We start from the raw sequence: 20,186 nt of genomic DNA on the forward strand, positions 1-20,186 counted from the left end.
ATCTTCGTACGCCCCCCGAAAGCCCCCGCGCACACCGGCGCGGGGGGCCGGCGTGTTCTCACCGCAACGTCTTGACCACCCACTTCGGTAACTCGGCGCGTATGTGAAGGGCCGATCTGTCACTCTGTCCGTGTCGTCAGCGGCGCACCACGGAGAAACAGGCAGAGCGAGAACAGGTCAGGAGCCGCCCTGTGGGGTCCATTCCCTTGCAGCGGGACATCGTGCAGCGTCCCGGAACCACCGCCGCCACAGGCTCACAGCCGGTCGCCCGGACCAGCCTGCCCGGCAACCTCCTCGCGCCCGCGGCGGCCCGGCGGTTCGTCACCGCCGCGCTGGACGAGTGGACCGGCCTCGGGCTGCCCGCCGCGGTCGGGTTCAGCGAGCGGCTGTCCGATGACGCCGCGATGATCGTCAGCGAGCTGGTGACCAACGCCGTCGTCCACGCGGGCACCGCGGTCGAACTGCTCTTCCGGCTGGAGGAGGCCACCGAGGACGAGGAGTCCGCCCTGGTCCTGGAGGTCTCCGACCACCACCCCGGCCGCACGGTCCGCGGCGACCACGCGCACAGCTCCGAGGGCGTGGGCGAGCCGGCCGACTACGGGCGCGGCCTGGACATCGTCGCCGCCCTCGCCGAGCGCTGGGGCATCACCTACCGCACCGGTACGAAGACCGTCTGGGCCCGGCTCCCGGTGGACGACTGGAATCCGTTCCCCGAGGGGCGAGGCGAGACCGGGCTCGACCGCGGGCTCCGCGCCGCCGAGCTGCTCGCCCCCTCCGCCCGGCGCACCGGCCGCGACGACGGGGACTGGGCCGGGCGCGGCGCGCTGTCCTTCCTCGCCGAGGCGTCCGACCTGCTGGCCGGGCAGCTGGACGAGGACATCGTGGCGGCCCTCGCCGGGCAGTTACTCGTCCCCCGCCTCGCCGACTGGTGCGCGATCTGGCTGGAGCCCGAGAGCGGCGGCCCCGCGGCCGTCCCCCGCCTCGCCAAGGTCTGGCACGTGGACGAGGAGCACATCGGGACGCTGCGCGCCCTGCTGGAGGGCCACCCGCTCCGGCTCCCCGAGCGCGTCGGCACCGGCGCCGTCACCATGCCGTGGCCCGGCAGCGGGGAGGACGACGAGCCGCCGGACGAGGAGGAGGGCGTCGCCTTCGCCTACCGGATCACCTCGGGCGGCCGCACCCTCGGAGCCGTACTCCTGGGCCGCGAGTCCACCGACCGGCTGCCCGACGAGCTGACGGCCCTCATCGAGGATTTCGTGCGCCGGGTCGGCCTCGCCGTGGGCGCCGCCCGCGCCTACACCCGGCAGGCCACCATCAGCCGCATCCTCCAGCGCGGGCTGCTGCCCAGCAAGGTCGCCCGGATACCGGGTGTGGCCAGCTCCCTCGTCTACGAACCGAGCGACGACGGCGTGGTCGGCGGTGACTTCTACGACATCTTCCCGTGCCCCGGCGACCGCTGGTGCTTCGTTCTCGGCGACGTCCAGGGCAGTGGCCCCGAGGCCGCCGTCGTCACCGGCCTGGCCCGCCCCTGGCTGCGGCTGCTGGCCCGTGAGGGCTTCCAGGCGGACGAGGTCCTGGTCCGGCTCAACCGGCTGCTCCTGGACGACGCCATGGAGGCCGCCGAGGCCGCCGCGCTCATGGTCGCCGCCGCCGGGGGCCAGCACTCCGCGGACAACGGCGGGCAGTCGCGGTTCCTGTCCCTCCTGTACGGGGAGCTGGTGCCGCTGCCCGGCGGCGGCGCCCGGTGCACCCTGGCCAGCGCCGGGCACCCGCTGCCGCTGCTGCTGCGCCCGGACGGCACCGTGCGGCCCGCCGCCGAGCCGCAGCTGCTGCTCGGGCTGCTGGACGACGCCGTCTACGAGACCCAGAGCTTCGACCTGGCGCCCGGCGACAGCCTGCTCTGCGTCACCGACGGGGTCACGGAGCGGCGCTCGGGCGGCCTGATGTTCGATGACGGGGACGGGCTGGCGAAGGCGCTGTCGGGGTGCGCGGGGCTGAGTGCGGAGGAGATCGCGGAGCGCATCAAGCACGCCGTGCACGACTTCGCCGAGCGCCCGCCGGACGACGACCTGGCGCTCCTGGTGCTCCAGGCCGAGTAGCGCCGGTCCGGGGCATGGCGTCCGTTTGCCGGGCGGCGCGCGACAATGGGCGGTATGCCTTCCGTACTGCCCGATGGTGAACCCGTGCCCGACGACGGGGCGCTGCCCCGCCATGCCCTGGAAGGCGCAGCCGGCCGCCCGCTCGGCTTCTACCTGCACGTGCCGTACTGCGCGACCCGCTGCGGCTACTGCGACTTCAACACCTACACCGCGACCGAGCTGCGCGGCTCCGGCGGTGCGCTGGCCTCCCGCGACAACTACGCCTCCCACCTGACCGGCGAGATCCGCCAGGCCCGCAAGGTCCTCGGCGACGACCCGCGCCCGGTCCGCACGGTCTTCGTCGGCGGCGGCACCCCGACCCTGCTCGCCGCGGCCGACCTGGTCCGGATGCTGGCGGCGGTCCGCGAGGAGTTCGGGCTCGCCGACGACGCCGAGATCACCACCGAGGCCAACCCGGAGTCCGTGGGCCCCGCCTACCTGGCCGAGCTGCGCGAGGGCGGCTTCAACCGGATCTCGTTCGGCATGCAGAGCGCCCGGCAGCACGTCCTGAAGATCCTCGACCGCACCCACACCCCGGGCAGGCCCGAGGCGTGCGTGGCCGAGGCGCGGGCGGCCGGCTTCGAGCACATCAACCTGGACCTGATCTACGGCACCCCCGGTGAGTCCGACGACGACTGGCGCGCGTCCCTGGACGCGGCGATCGGCGCCGGGCCCGACCACGTCTCCGCGTACGCGCTGATCGTGGAGGAGGGCACCGGCCTCGCCCGCCGCATCAAGCGCGGCGAGATCCCGATGACCGATGACGACGCGCACGCCGACCGCTATCTCATCGCGGACGAGGCGATGGCCGCCGCCGGCTACTCCTGGTACGAGGTCTCGAACTGGGCCCGTACGCCCGAGGGCCGCTGCCTGCACAACGAGCTGTACTGGCGGGGCGCCGACTGGTGGGGCGCCGGACCGGGGGCGCACAGCCATGTCGGGGGAGTGCGCTGGTGGAACGTGAAGCACCCGGGAGCGTACGCGCAGGCGCTCGCCGAGGGGCGGTCGCCGGGGGCCGGGCGCGAGATCCTGTCCGCCGAGGACCGCCGCGTCGAGCGCATCCTGCTGGAACTGCGGCTCGTGGACGGCTGCCCGCTCTCCCTGCTGGCCCCCGCCGGCCTCGCGGCGGCCCGCCGGGCGGTGGACGACGGCCTCCTGGAACCGGCGCCGTTCGCCGACGGACGGGCCGTGCTGACGCTGCGCGGGCGGCTGCTGGCCGACGCGGTGGTACGCGACCTGGTCGACTGAGCGGGGGCCCCGCTCACTTCAGCGGGCACTTCGGCGGGTCCAGTTCCACCTTTCCCGCCGCCCGGCCGCAGATGATCCGGGCGTGGCTCCGGCCGTCCGGGTAGGTGATCTGCACGACGTCCAGACCGTGGCCCGCCTGGGCCTCGTACGGGATGAAGCCGCGGAAGGTGATCGTCCCCGTGGGCATCGTCCGCAGGTTCACCGCGTACAGGTTCGCCCAGGTCTCCGCCGCGCTGTTCACCGCGTCGCCGTGGCTCGCCGCGTCGTACAGCGCGGCCGTGGCGCTGTACGACATCACCGACTGGCCGCTCGCGAAGAGCGGGTCCTCGTACGGTTTCGACGCCGGCAGGCGGGGAAGCGTCACGCCCTCGGGCAGCAGCTTCCCCAGGGCCCGGTGCGACTCCTCGTAGAAGCCGTCGGCGCGGCCGCGGCCCATCGGGGCGAGGGCCGTGTGGTACAGCGTGACGTTCTTCGTGGTGTCCGTGCTCGCGTCGAGCCGGGTCTTGGTCAGGTCGTCGCCCGTGAAGACGGTGATGGGGCGGCGCGAACAGCTGTGGGCGAGGCGGCTCATCAGGTTGGCGACGTCCTCGACCCGGCCCGCGAAGTACAGCGCGTCCGGCGCCGGGTCCGCCCCGCAGATCTGCTGCACCGGGCGGTCCAGGTCGGCGCTGCTGCGGCGGCCGAGGCCGTACTCCACCGGCTCCGACAACGCGAAGCCCGACTTGGCGAGCATCGCGCTGCCCACCTTGCGCTGCTCCACCGTGTAGCGGTCCTTGTCGTTGTTGCCGAGCTCGCGCGACAGGACCAGGGCCCGGGGCTTGTGCGTGCCGGGCGCCCCCGCCGCCACCTGCTTCGCGATGAGGCCGAGGGTGTCCGCCTGCTCCTGGTCGGTGGCCGCCAGGCCGAAGTAGTTGGAGTAGTCCGTCGCCAGATAGCCGCCGGAGTTGGTGGTGTCCACCACGGGCAGGCCCGCCTGCTGAAGGAGAGCGGTGGCCTCCGGGCTGTCGGTGGTGTCCCGGCCGAGCCCGACCACGCCGACGACCGAGGGATCCCTTTCGGCCACCTCGATGATCTTCTTCACCGCGGGTATCTGCTGGAGCATGTCCTGCCCGCCGTTGGCGGTCAGCACCCGCAGTTTCACCGAGAAGTCCAGCGTGTTGGTGTGGTGCTGGTAGAGGTAGACGCCGGTCAGCTCCTCCAGGGCCTTGCGGGTGCGCTCCGGGGACGGGGCGGTGAAGGGACCCGCGTAGATCAGCGTGACGTACTTGTCGCCCGGCTCGATCGAGGCGTTCTCCTCGGCCACCGCCCGCTCGATCCGGTCGAAGGTGACGCCGGCCCCGGCCCCGTCCAGCTCCAGGCCGTTGCCCTCCGCGAAGCGCACCCGGGTGGACGTCGCCACGCCGATGCACTCCTTGTCCCCGCCGCCCGGCCCGGCCAGCCGCACCGAGTCCGTGTCGACATCGGTGAGCGGACCATGGCAGTAGCGGTTCGCCAGGTGGTTGCCCAGCAGCATCGTGCCCAGCAGCGCGCCGGCCACCAGAAAGCCGAGCGTGGTCCGCGACATCACCCACCACACCCACGTCCTGCGCACCCGCCGCGTGGACAGCCGCGCGTGCGCGTGCTCATGGGTCAGCTGGTCCGTCGACAGCGGCAGCCGCAGCACCCAGGCGGGCGTGGCCGTGCCGGAGGGCGACTGGCCCACGCTGAGATGGCCGACCCAGTCCTCGTACCGGGCCCGTGCCGCACCCGTGTGCACGGGCGGCGGGTCGGGCGGCAGCGGCGGGGTGTGCCGCAGGATCTCGGCCGCCGGCAGCGAGGCCAGGAGCAGCAGCGGATCGACCTCGCTGCGCCGGGAGCGGACGTTGTTGACGGCGTTGATCAGCTGCACGCCGCCGTTGCTCTGGACGGCCCTCGGGAGGAAGACCACCGGCGGCACGGTCCGCTTGCCGCGCCGCCAGTCCGGCGCGTGCGGCCGGTAGTTGTTGCGCAGGTCCTCCAGCAGTGCCTGGACCCTCAGCTCCAGGTGGAACTGGCGGGACCGCTCGTCGCCCGCCGCCGCGTCGGCCACCCGCCCCGCGACCACCGCCGCCCGGGCCCGGATCACCCGCCACGAACCGCTGGGCGAGAGACGGGACCAGCCGTCCGACGGATAGCCGGTACTGGCGGCGGCCAGCGACGAGGTGGTGGCGAACCACCTGCTGGCCCGGCGCAGCCACAGCAGCGGCGGCGCCGACGTCGTCACCAGCCGGATCACCGCGAGCCCGAGGACCGCGCCCACGGCCACCAGCGTGGTCGGCAGCCAGCCGATCTCGCCGAGCAGCACACCCAGGACCGCGATGACCACGGCCCCCACGAAGGTCTCCGGCCGCACCGACTCGCGCAGCGCGGTCCACCAGGTGCCCCGGCCGCGCCGCCCGGCCCGCCAGCGCAGCGCGCTCAGCTCCTCCAGGATCCGCTCGTCGCGCTGGTCCCGGGAGCAGCCCGGGTCCGGGTCCCGCAGTACGGCCTCGGTGGCCTGCTCGATGGCGCCGAGCAGCCGGGAACGGGGGAACGCGAACGGTTTGTACTGCGAACCGCCCCGGGTCTCCCACGGCTTCTCGGTCAGCGTGCGGACCATGTCGAGCGCCGCGTCGTACGGGGAGTCGCCGTGCCCGTCGAGCAGTCTCAGGGGGACCCGGCGCGGCTGGTTGGCCCGGTGGACCTGGCGCACGATCTGCTCGACCCGGGCGTCCACGTCGGCCGGTACGTCGGCGTCGGCTGCCTGGAGGACCACCAGGGGCATCACGGGCCGGTTGTCGCGGTAGCCGTCGATGAGCTGCTGCACGAAGTGGAAGACGGCGGAGGCCGCCTCGTTCTCCGCCGTGTCCCGCCAGACCTCGCGTGCCATCGCCCCGTGCCTTCCCTCGCGAAAAGAGCCTGGCCCCACTCAATAACCGATGGTGTGTGCGAGGCGCAGCTATTTATCCGGATCGGTGCCGGATCGACGGGAAGGGCGGCCGGACATCAGTCCGGAAGGGTGACGAAATCGATCAATTCCTCAACGCGGCCCAGGAGTTCGGGCTGAAGGTCCCGGTAGGAGCGGACCGAGGACAGGATCCGCTGCCAGGCCGCTCCGGTGTTCTCCGGCCAGCCCAGCGCCCGGCACACGCCCGTCTTCCAGTCCTGCCCGCGCGGCACCACCGGCCACGCCGCGATTCCCACCGACGCCGGCTTCACGGCCTCCCACACGTCGATGTACGGGTGCCCGACCACCAGCACATCGCCGTCCGACACCTGGGCGGCGATCCGGGACTCCTTGGAACCGGGCACCAGATGGTCGACCAGCACCCCGAGGCGGGCGTCCGGCGCAGGCGCGAACTCCCGCACGATCGCCGGCAGGTCGTCGATGCCCTCCAGGTACTCCACGACGACGCCCTCGATGCGCAGGTCGTCGCCCCAGACCCGCTCGACCAGCTCCGCGTCGTGCCGCCCCTCCACATAGATCCGCCCGGCCCGCGCCACCCGCGCCCGCGCCCCGGGCACCGCCACCGAACCGGACGCCGTACGCGTGGACCGCACCGGACCCCCGGCCGACGGGCGCACCAGCGTGACGACCCGGCCCTCCAGCACGAAACCGCGCGGCGCCATCGGGAAGACCCGGTGCTTGCCGAACCGGTCCTCCAGGGTCACCGTCGGCCCCTCGGCGGTCTTCTCGCACCGGATGACCGCGCCGCAGAAACCGGTGACGGCCTCCTCCACGACCAGATCGGTCTCGGCGGGCACCTCCGGGGCGGGGGCGGACTTCTTCCACGGCGGGGTCAGATCGGGCTGGTAGCTGCGCATCGCACGACGATAAGCGGGGAAGAGCCACGACACGCCGAACCGGGAGGCCGCCCGGCGGTCCGCCCTTCCCCGCTACGACACGCCGAACCGCCCGGCCAGCGCCGACCGCTGGGCCCGGACGAACGCCGCGTCCACCACCGCCCCGTGCCCCGGCACGTACAGCGCCTCGTCCCCGCCCAGTTCCAGCAGCCGGTCCAGGGCGGCCGGCCAGCGCGCCGGGACGGCGTCCGGACCGGCCTGGGGCTCGCCGGACTCCTCGACCAGGTCGCCGCAGAACACCAGCGCCGGGGAGCCGGGGGAGCCAGGGACCAGCACCGCCAGGTCGTGGCCGCTGTGCGCCGCGCCCACGTTCACCAGGACCACCTCCCGGCCGCCGCCCAGGTCCACCGTCAGCTCCCCGCGCACCTCGTGGCGCGGGGCCACCAGCACATCGGCGGACTCGGCCGCGTCCGCCTCGGGCAGGCCCTGGGCCACCGCGTCCGCGTACAGCTCACCGGCCCCGCGCCGCAGCAGCTCCGCCGTGCCCTCGGAGCCGTACACCCGTGCACCGGCGAACGCGGCCGTGCCCAGCACATGGTCGAAGTGGGGGTGGCTGAGTGCGATGTGCGTCACCCTCCGGCCGAGCAGCGCCTCGGCCTGGGTGCGCAGTTCCACACCCTCGCGCAGTGACGAGCCGGTGTCACAGAGCAGCGCCCCGCCCGGACCGGCCACCAGCAGGGCCGTCGCGTCCCAGACCGGAAGGCGCCGGCGGCCCGTTCCGTGACCCAGCCGCTCCCATCCGAAGTCTTCCCAAGAGGCATCCATGCGGCGACGCTATCGGCAGCGACCTGCGCGGCAGCGAGGTAGCGTGGCCGGTCGCCCTTGCTAGGGCACCACCCCGTCGCCGTACACTGGCCGGGGATCGCTGGCACTCATACGCACCGAGTGCCAGGAGGAATCCCGGGACCGGCCCGGGAACACCGACGTGGACAGCTGGAGGTGTGCGCGATGCTCAGCGAACGCAGACTCGAAGTGCTGCGCGCGATCGTCCAGGACTACGTCGGGACCGAGGAGCCCGTCGGCTCCAAGGCGCTCACGGAGCGGCACAAGCTGGGGGTCTCCCCGGCGACCGTCCGCAACGACATGGCGGTGCTGGAGGAGGAGGGCTTCATCGCCCAGCCCCACACCAGCGCCGGGCGCATCCCGACGGACAAGGGCTACCGGCTCTTCGTCGACAAGCTGGCGGGCGTCAAGCCCCTCTCCTCGCCCGAGCGCCGCGCCATTCAGAACTTCCTCGACGGCGCGGTCGACCTGGACGACGTCGTGGGCCGCACCGTACGGCTGCTCGCGCAGCTGACCCGGCAGGTCGCCGTCGTGCAGTACCCCTCGCTGACCCGTTCGACGGTGCGGCATGTGGAACTGCTGTCCCTGGCCCCGGCGCGGCTGATGCTCGTGCTGATCACGGACACCGGCCGGGTCGAACAGCGGCTGGTGGACTGCCCGGCGCCGTTCGGCGAGACCTCGCTCGCCGATCTGCGGGCCCGGCTCAACAGCCGGGTGGTGGGGCGCCGGTTCGCGGACGTCCCGCAGCTGGTGCAGGACCTGCCGGAATCCTTCGAGAGCGAGGACCGGGGAACCGTGTCCACCGTCCTCTCGATCCTGCTCGAAACGCTTGTCGAGGAGACGGAGGAGCGGCTGATGATCGGCGGCACCTCCAACCTCACCCGCTTCGGACACGACTTCCCGGTGATGATCCGGCCGGTGCTGGAAGCACTGGAGGAACAGGTCGTGCTGCTGAAGCTGCTCGGCGAGGCCAAGGACTCGGGCATGACCGTACGCATCGGGCACGAGAACGCCCACGAGGGCCTCAACTCCACGTCCGTCGTCGCGGTCGGCTACGGTTCGGGCGACGAGGCAGTCGCCAAACTCGGCGTGGTCGGACCGACCCGCATGGACTACCCCGGAACGATGGGAGCGGTACGCGCAGTGGCACGTTACGTCGGACAGATCCTGGCGGAGTCGTAGGTGGCCACGGACTACTACGCCGTACTCGGCGTGCGCCGCGACGCTTCCCAGGACGAGATCAAGAAGGCATTCCGGAGGCTCGCCCGCGAGCTGCACCCGGATGTGAACCCCGATCCGAAGACCCAGGAGCGGTTCAAGGAGATCAACGCCGCTTACGAGGTCCTGTCGGACGCGCAGAAGAAGCAGGTCTACGACCTCGGCGGAGACCCGCTCTCGCAGTCCGGCGGCGCCGGCGCGGGCGGCTTCGGCCAGGGCGGCTTCGGCAACTTCTCCGACATCATGGACGCGTTCTTCGGTACGTCGTCGCAGCGCGGGCCCCGCTCGCGCACCCGGCGCGGCCAGGACGCCATGATCCGGCTGGAGATCGACCTCGCCGAGGCGGCCTTCGGGACCACCAAGGACATCCAGGTCGACACCGCCGTCGTCTGCACCACGTGCAGTGGCGAGGGCGCGGCCCCCGGCACCTCGGCGCAGACCTGCGACATGTGCCGCGGCCGCGGTGAGGTCTCCCAGGTCACCCGGTCCTTCCTCGGCCAGGTCATGACCTCCCGTCCCTGCCCCCAGTGCCAGGGCTTCGGTACGGTCGTGCCGACCCCGTGCCCGGAGTGCGCCGGCGACGGCCGCATCCGCTCGCGGCGCACGCTGACCGTGAAGATCCCCGCCGGTGTCGACAACGGCACCCGCATCCAGCTCGCGGGCGAGGGTGAGGTCGGCCCCGGCGGCGGCCCCGCCGGCGACCTCTACGTCGAGATCCACGAGCTGCCGCACGCGGTGTTCCAGCGTCGCGGCGACGACCTGCACTGCACGGTCACCATCCCCATGACGGCGGCGTCCCTCGGCACCAAGGTGCCGCTGGAGACGCTGGACGGCCTGGAGGAGGTCGACATCCGGCCGGGCACCCAGTCCGGCCAGTCCGTCCCGCTGCACGGGCGCGGCATCACGCACCTGCGCGGCGGCGGACGCGGCGACCTCATCGTGCACGTCGAGGTCATCACCCCGATGAAGCTGGACCCCGAGCAGGAACGCCTCCTGCGTGAACTGGCCAAGCTGCGCGGCGAGGAGCGGCCGACCGGCCAGTTCCAGCCGGGCCAGCAGGGCCTGTTCTCCCGCCTGAAGGACGCCTTCAACGGCCGCTGACGGCTTGCGCGCACACGGTACGGGCCCGGGCTCCGGGCCCGTACCGTCGCGCCGCGACCGGCCGGAACGCCGCCGTGGGGCGGGCATCACGGGACAGGAACGACATGACACGATGCGGTCATGCCCTCCGCGCTGACCGCTCTCTGCCGGTATCCCCTCGTGCAGGCCCCCATGGCCGGCGGTCCGTCCTGCCCGCAGCTCGCCGCCGCCGTCTCCGAGGCCGGCGCACTGGGCTTCCTGGCCGCCGGATACAAGACGGCGGACGCCCTGCGCGACGAGATCCAGCAGGTGCGCGCCCTGACCGGGCAGCCCTTCGGCGTCAACCTCTTCATGCCGCAGTGCGAACCGGCGGACCCCGCCGCGCTGGAGGACTACCGCCGCCGGCTCGCGGGCGAGGCCGGCGGTTACGAGACCGAGCTCGGCGACCCGGACGTCCCCGGCGACGACGGTTACGAGGACAAGCTCGCCGTCCTCCTCGACGCCCCGGTCCCGGTCGTCTCCTTCACCTTCGGCTGCCCCTCGCGCGACACGCTCGACGCGTTCGCGGCCGCCGGCACGTACACCGTCGTCACGGTCACCTCGCCGGAGGAGGCCCAGGCCGCCGAGTGGGCCGGGGCCGACGCCGTCTGCGCCCAGGGCACCGAGGCGGGCGGCCACCGCTCCACGTTCCACGACGACCCGGCGACCGAGGACGGCGGGATCGGGCTGCTCAGCCTGGTCGCCCAGGTCTGCGAGACCGTGCAGATACCGGTCGTCGCCGCCGGCGGCCTGATGCGCGGCGGCCAGATCGCCGCCGTCCTAGCGGCGGGCGCCGACGCCGCCCAGCTCGGCACCGCCTTCCTGCCCTGCCCGGAGTCCGGCGCCCACGTCCTGCACAAACAGGCCCTGACCAACCCGCTGTTCGTCCGGACCACCCTGACCAGAGCCTTCTCCGGGCGCCCGGCCCGCGGCCTGGTCAACCGCTTCGTGCGCGAGCACGGCCCGTACGCCCCCGCCGCCTACCCCCAGGTCCACCACATGACCTCCGTGCTGCGCAAGGCCGCCGCCCGCGTCGGGGACGCCCAGGGCATGGCGCTGTGGGCCGGGCAGGGTCACCGCATGGCCCGCGAGCTGCCCGCCGGCCGGCTGGTCCGGCTGCTCGCCGAGGAACTGGACGCCGCACGGGCGGCAGTGAGCACAAGGAGCGCACAGTGACGGCACCCGTCTTCATCGTCGGACACCTGCCGGACGCCCCCGAGTTCGTCCTGGACGGGCCCGAGGGACGCCACGCCGTCTCCGTGAAGCGCCTGCGCGACGGCGAGGAGGTCGTCCTCACGGACGGCCGCGGCCGGTGGGCCCAGGGCGTCGTGCGCGCCGCCGAGGGCAAGGACCGGCTGGTCGTCGGCGACCTCGCCCCGGTCCATGACGAGCCGCGCCCCGCGCTGCGGATCACCGTCGTCCAGGCCCTGCCCAAGGGGGACCGGGGCGAGGTCGCCGTGGAGACGATGACAGAGACCGGCGTCGACGCGGTCGTCCCGTGGCAGGCGGCGCGCTGCATCACCCAGTGGAAGGGCGACCGCGGCCTCAAGTCCCTGGCCAAATGGCGCGCCACGGCCCGGGAGGCCGGAAAGCAGTCGCGCCGGGTGCTCTTCCCGGACGTGGCGGACCTGGCCACCACCAAGCAGGTCGCCGCCCTGCTGGCCGCGGCGGACTTCGCGGCCGTCCTGCACGAGGACCGCGACTACCCGAGCGAACCGCTGTCCACCGTCGCGCTGCCCGACGAGGGCGAGATCGTGCTGGTCGTCGGCCCCGAGGGCGGCGTATCGCCGGACGAGCTGGCCGCGTTCGCCGCCGCCGGAGCCCGCACCTGCCGCCTCGGCCCCTCGGTCCTGCGCACCTCGACCGCGGGCACCGCGGCGACGGCGCTGCTCCTGGGACGGACGGGGCGCTGGTCGTAAACCGTCCCCGATGGGGTGGTTGTGCCCGGAAGCGGTCTACCGCGCCGTCGGACGGGGTGGGAAGCTGCCCGTATGGGGACATCAAGGGCAGGGGGCCGTCGAGCGGCCCGTCGTTTTCCGGCCGCGCTCTGCCTCGCCGCGGCCGCCGTCGCCGGGCTCACCGCCTGTGAACCGGGCGGCACCGCCGGCGCGTTGAACACCGTGTCCGTCGCCTTCACCACGGACCGGACCGCCACCCGCGCCCTGGAGCACGAAGGCGTCCAGGTGCGCTGGCTGACCTGCACCGCCTCGCTCGACGGCGGCGGCGCCACCCGCTCCACAGCGCCCTCCGCCACCCGCCGGTCGGCCGAGGTCCGCTGCGACGGCAAGACGAGGTCCGGCGGCGACATCGCCCTGGACGGGCAGGTCACCTACGCGGTCGAAGGCCGGTGCGTACGCGGCGACATGACCGCGAAGACCGGTGGGCGCGCCGTCTTCCGGGCCACCCTGCTCGGCGACTGCACCCCCCCGGCCACGACCGCGCCGCCCGCCGGAGCCCCGGGCCGGGGCAGCGGCCCGACGGCCACCGTGACGGTGACGGTCACCGCGTACCCCGGCAAGTAGCCGGGCGCCCTGGGTGGTTGACGGATTTCCCGGTCCGTACGCCCCCGGGGGACCCCCGCGTCACCGGCGGCGGCGTGTGACGTACTCCGGCCAACCCCGTGCCACCAGGCACACCCGCGGCCTAGGGTGATCGTGTGACACAGCCTTCCTACCTCCGGTACCCCCATGTCCAAGGTGACTTGATCGCCTTCACCGCCGAGGACGACGTCTGGCTCGCCCCACTCGACGGTGGCCGGGCGTGGCGGGTCAGCGCAGACAACCGTCCCGTCACCCAGCCGCGCATATCTCCCGACGGCACCCACGTCGCCTGGACGTCCACCCGTGACGGGGCGCCCGAGGTGCATATCGCACCCGCGGACGGCGGACCCTCACGCCGGCTCACCCACTGGGGGGACACCCGCACCAGCGTGCGCGGCTGGACCCCCGAAGGGGACGTACTGGTCATCAGTACCCAGGGCCAGGTCTCGCTGCGCCGCAGCTGGGCCCGGGCCGTCCCGGTCGACGGCGGTCCGGCGCGCATCCTCCCGTACGGCCCCGTCGGCTCGCTCGCGTACGGGCCGGGCGGACGCGTCCTGCTGCTCTCGGCCACCATGGGGCGCGATGCCGCCACCTGGAAGCGCTACCGGGGCGGCACGGCCGGCAAGCTCTGGATCGCGGCCGAGGACGACCCGCTGGAGTTCGTCCGGGTCCACGAGGACCTCGACGGCAACCTCGAATGCCCCATGTGGTTGGGGGAGCGCATCGCGTTCCTCTCCGACCACGAGGGCGTCGGTGCCGTCTACTCCTCGCTGCCCGACGGCACGGACCTGCGCCGGCACACCCCCGTCGACGGCTTCTACGCCCGCCACGCCACCACCGACGGCACCCGGGTCGCCTACGCCTGTGCCGGTGAACTCTGGCTCCTGGACGGCCTGGGGGGCGACGAGCCCCGCCGCGTCGAGGTTCGGCTCGGCGGGCAGCGCGCCGACCTCCAGCCCTACCCGCTGCACGCCGACAGCCACCTGGCCGGCGCGTCGCCCGACCGCACCGGCCGGGGCAGCGCCGTCCTGTCGCGGGGCGCCGTGCACTGGGTCACCCACCGCGAGGGCCCGGCCCGCGCGCTCGCCGCCGAACCCGGCGTACGGGCCCGGCTGCCGCGCACCTTCCAGGCCGACGGCGACCAGCACGTCGTCTGGGTCACCGACGCCGAGGGCGACGACGCGCTGGAGATCGCCCCCGCCACCGGCACCGCCCCCGGCGCCACGCCCCGCCGCCTCGCGGCCGGCCGGCTGGGCCGCGTCCTGGACCTCGCCCCCGCCCCCGACGGCAGCCGGTTCGCGGTCGCCGCGCACGACGGGCGCGTCCTGATCGTCGAGCGGGAGAGCGGCGAGATCCACGAGGTGGACCGCAGCGAGAACGGCGACGCCTCCGGCCTCGCCTGGTCGCCCGACTCCGCCTGGCTCGCCTGGTCGCACCCCGGCCCCGAGCCGCTCAGCCAGCTCAAGCTGGCCCACATCGCCGACCTGTCGGTCTCCGAGGCGACGCCCCTGCGGTTCCGGGACTTCGCGCCCGCCTTCACCGCCGACGGAAAGCACCTGGCCTTCCTCTCCGAGCGCGCCTTCGACCCGGTCTACGACGCCCACGTCTTCGACATGGCGTTCATCGGCTCCTGCCGGCCGCACCTGCTCACCCTCGCGGCGACCACGCCCTCCCCGTTCGGACCGCAGCTGCACGGCCGGCCCACGGAGAAGGAGAAGGGCGGCGACGGCGAGGACAACCCCACCGCGCTCCCCATCACCCGCATCGACCTGGACGGCCTCGCCGACCGGATCGTGCCCCTTCCCGTCGAGGCCGCCGTCTACTCCTCGCTCCGCACCGCGCGGGACGGGCTGCTCTGGCTGCGCCACCCGCTCACCGGGGTCCTCGGGACCAGCGCGGCCGGCCCGGACGCCCGCCGCCCGGACACCGTCCTGGAGCGGTACGACCTGGAGAAGCTTCGCTGCGAGGAGCTGTCCTCGGACGTCAGCCGCTTCGCGGTCAGCGGTGACGGGAAGCGGCTGGCGATCGTCCACCACGGCAAGCTCTCCGTCGTCCCCTCCGACAGCCGGGTGCCCGCGGGCGACGACGACCACGACGACGCCGTGACCGTCGACCTCTCCCGCATCCGCCGCACCCTCGACCCGGCCGCCGAGTGGCGCCAGATGTACGACGAGGCCGGGCGCGTCATGCGGGACAACTTCTGGCGCCCCGACATGGGCGGCGTCGACTGGGCCGGGGTCCTCGACCGCTACCGCCCGGTCCTGGAGCGCGTCGCGACCCACGACGACCTCATGGACCTGCTCTGGGAGGTCCAGGGCGAGCTGGGCACCTCGCACGCCTACGTCACCCCGCCCGGCGGGTGGCGCGACGAGGCGGCCCGGCAGGGGCTGCTCGGGGCGGACCTCTCCCGCGCCGAGGACGGCAGCTGGCGCGTCGACCGCGTGCTGCCCTCCGAGACCTCGGACCCGGCCGCCCGCTCGCCGCTCGCAGCGCCGGGCGTCGCGGTCCGGGCCGGCGACGCGATCCTGGCCGTCGACGGGCACCCGGTCGATCCGCTGACCGGGCCCGCGCCGCTGCTCACCGGCTCGGCCGGCAAGCCCGTCGAGCTGACGGTCTCCCCGGCAGACGGGGGCGACCGGCGCCACGTCGTCGTCGTACCCGTCGCCGACGAGGAGGCCCTGCGCTACCACGCGTGGGTCGCCGACCGGCGGGCGTACGTGCACGAGCGGTCCGGGGGGCGCCTCGGCTACCTCCACGTCCCCGACATGGTCGGCGGCGGCTGGGCCCAGATCCACCGCGACCTGCGCACCGAGATGGCGCGCGAGGGCCTGGTCGTGGACGTCCGGGAGAACCGGGGCGGCCACACCTCCCAGCTCGTCGTCGAGAAGCTGGCCCGCCGCATCGTCGGCTGGGACCTGCCGCGCGGCATGCGCCCCGCCAGCTACCCGGGCGACGCGCCGCGTGGGCCGGTGGTGGCCGTCGCGAACGAGTTCTCCGGGTCGGACGGCGACATCGTGAACGCGGCGATCAAGGCGCTGAAGATCGGGCCCGTGGTCGGGGTGCGGACGTGGGGCGGCGTGGTCGGCATCGACAGCCGGTACCGGCTGGTCGACGGGACGCTGGTCACGCAGCCGAAGTACGCGTTCTGGCTGGAGGGGTACGGGTGGGGCGTCGAGAACCACGGCGTGGACCCGGACGTGGAGGTCGTGATGACGCCCCGGGACCACGCGGAGGGGCGTGACCCTCAGCTGGACGAGGCGGTCCGGATCGGGCTGGAGTCGCTGGACCGGGTCCCGGCGAAGGTGGCACCGGACCTGCCGGGCCTGCCGGACTGAGGCGGCGGGGCGGGGCGGGACGGCGCCTGCGGCGGGCCTGTTCCCCACCCCGCCCCTTCCCGAACCCGGGGCTCCGCCCCGGACCCCGCGCCTCAAACGCCGGCGAGGCTGATCTTGGCTGCCGCACGTCCGCGACGGCAGCGGCAGAATCAAGCCCCTCCTGCGGTTGAGGAGCGGGGGTACGGGGGCAGCGCCCCCGGATAGGCTGGCCCGCAACGGATCACCCGAGCCCAAGGAGCGCGTAAGCGAATGGCAGGAGAACCGCAGCCCGACTGCCTGTTCTGCAAGATCGTCTCGGGGGACATCCCGGCCACCATCGTCCGCGAGACCGACACCACCGTCGCGTTCCGCGACATCAACCCCCAGGCCCCCACCCACGTACTCGTCATCCCGCGCCTGCACTACCCGGACGCCGCGTCGCTCGGCGCCGCCGAACCGCAGGCGCTCGCCGACGTGCTGTGCGAGGCGGGCAACGTCGCCGCCGACGACAAGATCGACGGGACCGGGTACCGGGTCGTGTTCAACACCGGTGCCGGCGCCGGCCAGACCGTGTTCCACGCGCACGCGCACGTCCTGGGCGGCCGGGGCCTGGAATGGCCGCCCGGATAGTGTCCGCCCGCGAACTCGTCGTGCTCGGGACCGCCAGCCAGGTCCCGACACGGCACCGGAACCACAACGGCTATCTGCTGCGCTGGGACGGCGAGGGCATCCTCTTCGACCCCGGCGAGGGCACCCAGCGCCAGATGCTGCGGGCCGGAGTCGCCGCGCACGACATCAACCGGATCTGCGTCACGCACTTCCACGGCGACCACTCGCTGGGCCTGGCCGGGGTGATCCAGCGGATCAACCTCGACCAGGTCCCGCACCCGGTGACCGCCCACTACCCGGCGAGCGGACAGCACTTCTTCGACCGGCTGCGATACGCCACCGCCTACCGCGAGACCGTGAAGCTGACCGAGGCCCCCGTCGCCGCCGACGGACCGCTGGCCACCACCGCCGCGTACACGCTCGACAGCCACCGGCTCTCGCACCCCGTCGAGTCCTACGGCTACCGGCTCACCGAGCCCGACGGGCGGCGGATGCTGCCGGCGAAGCTCGCCGAGCACGGCATCAAGGGGCCGGACGTCGGACGCCTCCAGCGCGAGGGCGCCCTCGGCGGGGTCACGCTCGCCGACGTGTCCGAGCACAGGCGCGGACAGCGGTTCGCGTTCATCATGGACACCAGGCTCTGCGACGGGGTGTACGCCCTCGCGGAGGGCTGCGACATGCTGGTCATCGAGTCGACGTTCCTCGACGCGGACCGGAGGCTGGCCGCCGACCACGGCCACCTGACCGCCTCCCAGGCGGCCCGGGTCGCCCGGGAGGCGGACGTACGCCACCTCGTCCTGACGCACTTCTCCCAGCGCTATCCGGAACCGGAGGCGTTCGAGGCCGAGGCCCGGGCGGCCGGTTACGAGGGCGAACTGACTGTTGCCCAGGACCTCACCCGCGTACCGGTCCCCAGCCGCCACGCGTAGCACCACCCTCCCCACACGATTGAGATCACCGTGCACCTCCCCAAAGCCGAACTCCACCTCCACATCGAGGGAACCCTCGAACCGGAACTGGCCTTCGCGCTCGCCGCGCGCAACGGCGTGACCCTGCCGTACGCGGACACCGAAGCCCTGCGCACCGCGTACCTCTTCGAGGACCTCCAGAGCTTCCTGGACCTCTACTACGCCCTCATGGCCGTGCTGCGGACCGAGGACGACTTCGCCGAGCTCGCCGACGCCTACCTCGCCCGCGCCGCCGCCCAGGGCGTCCGCCACGCCGAGATCTTCTTCGACCCGCAGGCCCACACCGCGCGCGGCGTGCCCATCGCCACCGTGGTCGAGGGCCTGGGCCGGGCGCTGGAGCGCAGCGAGGAGACACACGGCATCTCCACCCAGCTGATCATGTGCTTCCTGCGCGACCAGTCCGCCGCATCGGCCCTGGAGACCCTGGAGACGGCCCGGCCGCACCTGCACCGGATCAGCGCCGTCGGCCTGGACTCCGCCGAGGTCGGCCACCCGCCCGTGAAGTTCCGCGAGGTGTACGAGCGGGCCGGGGAGCTCGGCCTGCGCAAGGTCGCCCACGCGGGCGAGGAGGGCCCGCCCTCGTACATCCGCGAGGCGCTCGACGTCCTGGGCGTGGAGCGCATCGACCACGGGCTGCGCTGCATGGAGGACCCGGACCTGGTGAAGCGGCTGGTCGCGGACCGCGTACCGCTCACGCTGTGCCCGCTGTCCAACGTACGGCTGCGCGCGGTCGACACCCTGGAGCAGCACCCGCTGCCCGCGATGCTGGAGGCCGGGCTGCTCTGCACGGTGAACTCCGACGACCCCGCCTACTTCGGCGGGTACGTCGGAGACACCTTCCACGCCGTCCACGAAGCGCTCGGCCTGGACCGCGAGCAGCTGCGCACCCTCGCCCGCAACAGCTTCCGGGCGGCCTTCCTCGACCACGACGAGGAGCGCAGGGCGCGCTACCTGTCCGAGGTCGAGGCGTACGCGTTCGACTGACCGCCCTCCGGGCCGGCCGTGCGGAACGCGTTCCTGCCGAGGCGCCTGCGCCGCAGGGCCGGGATGCTGATCTCCGCGACGGCCTGCTCGGGCGCGCCCACCTTGGGCACCGCCCCGGGCACCGCGCCCGTGGTGACCGCCAGCAGGGCCGCCGGCGCACCGCCCCGGCGGCGTACCGAACCGGGCACCAGCGGACGGCCGCCGATGTGCAGGGCGACAGCCGTCACCGGGAGCGCTATCAGCAGCGTCGCCGCACCCAGGACCAGGCCCATCCCGGGGAAGCCGGCCTCCTCCGACAACACACTGCCGAGCACCGGCCCGCAGGCGACGCCCACGGACGAGGCGGACCCCGCGAGGACCGCCCACCGGCCGCGTACGTCGAGCGAGGCGGCCAGACCGATCAGATACGACAGGACCACCGGGTAGACGGTGTTCCAGAGGATCTCGCCGGTCGCGAAGGAGCCGAGGCTCCCGGCGGACGAGCTGAGCACGATGCTTCCCGCGATGACGGCGGTGCCCACACCGATCGGGACCGCGCGGCCCAGCTTCGAGCCCAGCACCCCGGCGCCCATCACGCCGAGCAGCCCGGCGCCGAGCGCGGCGGCGAAGACGGCGCCGATCGTCACCTCGGACAGCCCGACCTGGTCCACGCCGATCCGGCTGCTGACGCCCCACAGCGCGTTCTGCGCCATCGACCAGATGAGCATGCCGCCCGCGAGCACCAGTCCGGAGCGGCGGTGCGGCAGCCGTCCCCTCGCGGGGACGGCGGGTCCCGCCGCGGCCGAGCCGCCGAGCCGGGAGGTGGCCGGCCAGACCAGGAGCGCGACCAGGGCGATCGAGGCGAACGGCAGCCGGTGGCCGCCGCCCAGGTGCGGGACCGTCAGATACAGCGCGCCCGCGGTCGCCGAGACGCTCAACAGGCCCAGGGACGAGGTGCGGTGCGGGTCGCTCTGGGCGGCGATGCCCGCCGCCGCGACCGCGGTCGCCGTACCGGAGCCGAAGCCGCCGACCATCGCGCCCGCGACCACCAGCGGCACGGTGCCGGCCAGCGCCGCACAGCCGTACCCCACCACGCACAGGATCAGTCCGACACGCGCCGGTCTGCACGGTCCGTACGTCTCCACGCGTCCCGCCAGGGAGAAGCCGGCGGAGGCCGAGCTCAGCAGCAGTGCGCTGCCGACGAGCCCGGCCTGAGCCGTGCTCAGGCCCAGATAGACGGAGAGCCGTCCCACGATGGTGGGGAGGAGATAGGCGGCGAGGTAACCGGCGGTGAACACGGCGACCAGGGGCCACGCGGCGCGAGGGCGCGAGGACATGGGCGTTCCTGAAGACATGCCGAGATACGGCAGAAGGCAGAGGGGGGCCAAGCAGGGGAAAGCAGAGAGGCGAAGCAGAGGGGGAAAT

At 73.7% G+C, this 20,186-nt stretch carries 15 protein-coding genes; 11 read left to right on the top strand and 4 right to left on the bottom strand.

Annotated features, from left to right (window positions below; genetic code table 11):
- Nucleotides 1-206 precede the first annotated feature (206 nt).
- Complete coding sequence (locus tag OG867_RS22330) at nucleotides 207-2,099, top strand: ATP-binding SpoIIE family protein phosphatase (RefSeq protein WP_328904318.1); 1,893 nt, start codon at nucleotides 207-209, stop codon at nucleotides 2,097-2,099.
- A gap of 54 nt (nucleotides 2,100-2,153) precedes the next feature.
- A complete protein-coding gene (hemW, locus tag OG867_RS22335; protein ID WP_406287838.1) occupies nucleotides 2,154-3,386 on the top strand; it encodes a radical SAM family heme chaperone HemW in 1,233 nt (410 codons plus the stop codon).
- 13 nt (nucleotides 3,387-3,399) lie between these two features.
- Here hemW and OG867_RS22340 read toward each other — a convergent pair whose 3' ends face one another.
- The 3 genes from OG867_RS22340 to OG867_RS22350 form a co-directional block, all read right to left on the bottom strand.
- The gene (locus OG867_RS22340; protein ID WP_406287840.1) at nucleotides 3,400-6,273 is read right to left on the bottom strand and encodes an ABC transporter substrate-binding protein; all 2,874 of its coding nucleotides are present in this window, start codon (nucleotides 6,271-6,273) and stop codon (nucleotides 3,400-3,402) included.
- A gap of 116 nt (nucleotides 6,274-6,389) precedes the next feature.
- Nucleotides 6,390-7,208 (bottom strand): DUF3097 domain-containing protein, encoded by an 819-nt coding sequence (locus OG867_RS22345; protein WP_328900123.1) that lies wholly within the window; start codon nucleotides 7,206-7,208, stop codon nucleotides 6,390-6,392.
- Between the two features lie 72 nt (nucleotides 7,209-7,280).
- Nucleotides 7,281-8,012 (bottom strand): MBL fold metallo-hydrolase, encoded by a 732-nt coding sequence (locus tag OG867_RS22350; RefSeq protein WP_328900122.1) that lies wholly within the window; start codon nucleotides 8,010-8,012, stop codon nucleotides 7,281-7,283.
- A gap of 183 nt (nucleotides 8,013-8,195) precedes the next feature.
- Here OG867_RS22350 and hrcA point away from each other — a divergent pair, with 183 nt between their 5' ends.
- From hrcA to OG867_RS22395, 9 genes are all read left to right on the top strand, one after another.
- Nucleotides 8,196-9,212, top strand: a complete 1,017-nt coding sequence (hrcA, locus tag OG867_RS22355; protein WP_018103247.1) for a heat-inducible transcriptional repressor HrcA — start codon at nucleotides 8,196-8,198, stop codon at nucleotides 9,210-9,212.
- Nucleotides 9,213-10,349, top strand: a complete 1,137-nt coding sequence (gene dnaJ, locus OG867_RS22360) for a molecular chaperone DnaJ (RefSeq protein ID WP_328900121.1) — start codon at nucleotides 9,213-9,215, stop codon at nucleotides 10,347-10,349. It abuts the gene before it with no gap.
- Nucleotides 10,350-10,469: 120 nt separating this feature from the next.
- A complete protein-coding gene (locus OG867_RS22365) occupies nucleotides 10,470-11,543 on the top strand; it encodes a nitronate monooxygenase (protein WP_406287843.1) in 1,074 nt (357 codons plus the stop codon).
- A complete protein-coding gene (locus OG867_RS22370; RefSeq protein WP_406287845.1) occupies nucleotides 11,540-12,286 on the top strand; it encodes a 16S rRNA (uracil(1498)-N(3))-methyltransferase in 747 nt (248 codons plus the stop codon). Before OG867_RS22365 ends, OG867_RS22370 begins: the two co-directional genes overlap by 4 nt.
- Nucleotides 12,287-12,358: 72 nt before the next feature.
- The gene (locus OG867_RS22375) at nucleotides 12,359-12,889 is read left to right on the top strand and encodes a hypothetical protein (RefSeq protein ID WP_406287847.1); all 531 of its coding nucleotides are present in this window, start codon (nucleotides 12,359-12,361) and stop codon (nucleotides 12,887-12,889) included.
- Between the two features lie 179 nt (nucleotides 12,890-13,068).
- Nucleotides 13,069-16,242, top strand: coding sequence for a S41 family peptidase (locus OG867_RS22380; RefSeq protein WP_406287849.1), 3,174 nt, complete (start codon nucleotides 13,069-13,071; stop codon nucleotides 16,240-16,242).
- A gap of 249 nt (nucleotides 16,243-16,491) precedes the next feature.
- The gene (locus OG867_RS22385) at nucleotides 16,492-16,851 is read left to right on the top strand and encodes a histidine triad nucleotide-binding protein (RefSeq protein ID WP_406287851.1); all 360 of its coding nucleotides are present in this window, start codon (nucleotides 16,492-16,494) and stop codon (nucleotides 16,849-16,851) included.
- Complete coding sequence (locus OG867_RS22390) at nucleotides 16,851-17,759, top strand: ribonuclease Z (protein ID WP_406291119.1); 909 nt, start codon at nucleotides 16,851-16,853, stop codon at nucleotides 17,757-17,759. The genes OG867_RS22385 and OG867_RS22390 overlap by 1 nt, the downstream gene beginning before the upstream one ends.
- 30 nt (nucleotides 17,760-17,789) lie before the next feature.
- Nucleotides 17,790-18,782, top strand: coding sequence for an adenosine deaminase (locus tag OG867_RS22395; RefSeq protein ID WP_406287853.1), 993 nt, complete (start codon nucleotides 17,790-17,792; stop codon nucleotides 18,780-18,782).
- On the opposite strand, the gene OG867_RS22400 is transcribed toward OG867_RS22395, so the two are convergent.
- Nucleotides 18,746-20,098 (bottom strand): MFS transporter, encoded by a 1,353-nt coding sequence (locus OG867_RS22400; RefSeq protein ID WP_328900115.1) that lies wholly within the window; start codon nucleotides 20,096-20,098, stop codon nucleotides 18,746-18,748. The two genes, OG867_RS22395 and OG867_RS22400, sit on opposite strands and share 37 nt — an antisense overlap.
- Nucleotides 20,099-20,186 lie beyond the last annotated feature (88 nt).

The sequence above is a fragment of the Streptomyces sp. NBC_00209 genome (assembly GCF_045206345.1).
Classification (GTDB): domain Bacteria; phylum Actinomycetota; class Actinomycetes; order Streptomycetales; family Streptomycetaceae; genus Streptomyces.